The following is a 1,694-nucleotide window of genomic DNA, read 5'->3' as shown; positions in this document are numbered from 1 at the left end:
AATTAAACCGTAACTTTTCGACTTTGGTAATAGGTCACTGAGAATTTCTAAAGGTTATACAGATGATCAAAACAATATAGGCTGTTCAGGAAGTGTTAAGCCTATCTGTTTCAGCAAATTGCGGTTGCCTTTAGTCATTACCTCATAACGCCAATTTCCTGTTATTTTCTCTATCCTTATTCCTGACAAATACTCCTGAAGCACACCATTCATAGAATATTTCTTCAGGGAGTCAGTGGTGCGAAGAAGGTCATAGACCCTGTAGCACATCATCATGCTCAGGTGGTTCAAAAAGAGCCAGGCCTCCATCGCCGCATCAGATTGCAGATAGCTGGAATCGAAGTCCATCAGATTTTTGTAGTCATCGAAGAACTGTTCAATCTGCATGCGTTTTTTGTACAGCTGGTAGATTTTTTCAGCCGGTTCAGTGAGATTTGTCTTCAAAACTATTGTTCCAAATTCCAGCTGCCTGGCCCTCAAGCCTTCTTCGCTGTAGCCTTCATGGCGCTCGAACAATCTTCTCATGTAGTCCTGTTCCTCTTTTAGCCGAAGCACTCCATCCAGGAAAACAGATAAAACATGCCCCTTACCATCATTTTGGCTATAGTGCCATATTGGCCGGTCGCTGAACTGGAATGCCCCGTCAAAACCTGATTTGTCAGCGGATTGTAGCGGAGCACGGTCATACATCTGGTTATTTCTTCTCAGCGGAACGATATATTTAAGTCCGGATTCGTCAAGGTCATTGAAGTTGGCAGTAGAGCCAAAGCCTTTATCTGCGATGACAACCGTGTCACTGACATTCATTTCGCTGAGCAATGAGGTAAAGGCACTGATGTCACGGATGCTTCCTGGGAACTTGCGGTAGTATGCTGGCATTCCTCCGTTCTGTCCGCCCATGAATGCATATAGCAGGTTGATCTGGGGGTCGTAGATCCCCTTGCTGTTATAGCCTATCTGGTTATCCTGCATCTTTTCGCTTAGGGAAATCAATCCAGTACCATCAAAAATCAGGTATTCACGTTCCTCCATGAGAAAATCTTTCATGAACAGAGAGATTGATTGACGACGCGTTCCAATCCCTTTAAGAAATGAGGTAATCGAGGATCCGCTGAGGGCGAGTTCTGGCCAGATTTCTGATATGGATGAGGTGGAGTAACGCTCGGCGATGTACCGGAATGAGCATGGCCTTATGGTTCTCAGCAAGCAGATTGTGTACAGTTCCTTCCAATAATCAGGAAATCTCACTTGAAGCTTTTCACGAATATCTGAAGTCAGTGAAGCCAAAAGCCAACTGGCTCCGAACTCTTTGCTGATGACCGGTTCTGTGATATCAACCAACTTGCGCTGTACAGGAATGAGACCATCCGGAGTAAGAACTCCTAGATACTCACCGCTGATTTTCCTGGCTCGTTTAAGCTCAGGGTCCCACTTGGATGAAACCTTGCAAAGATAGTATTTGCCACCGATCGCTTTAATCTCTGTACCTTTTTGTCTCTGATCTTTTGCCCATTGAGGAATCATAGCCATGTGTCGCCTCCATATAACCAATTTGGTAATATGATTATACCATGAATATTGGCGTTCTGTCACCATAAAATGTGGCAAAACGCCTGCGGTAGTAGTGTTTATCCTATGAAATATAACTTCAGTGACTAAACCTATTCCCAAATATCGAAAATTTACGGATTAAA

At 43.9% G+C, this 1,694-nt stretch carries 1 protein-coding gene; it reads right to left on the bottom strand.

The features are described 5' to 3' along the window. Positions 1-66: 66 nt before the first annotated feature. Positions 67-1,530, bottom strand: a complete 1,464-nt coding sequence (locus T472_RS04295) for a transposase (RefSeq protein WP_023863345.1) — start codon at positions 1,528-1,530, stop codon at positions 67-69. Between the last annotated feature and the right edge of the window lie 164 nt (positions 1,531-1,694).

Source organism: Youngiibacter fragilis 232.1 (assembly GCF_000495435.3).
Classification (GTDB): Bacteria; Bacillota; Clostridia; order Clostridiales; family Clostridiaceae; genus Youngiibacter; species Youngiibacter fragilis.
Note: the sequence above shows the minus strand (reverse complement) of the source record. Positions and strands in the feature narration are given on the sequence as shown.

Coding starts and splice junctions, on each gene's coding strand:
- T472_RS04295 (WP_023863345.1), bottom strand. CDS start 1,530: ATGGCTATGATTCCTCAATGGGCAAAAGATCAGAGACAAAAAGGTACA.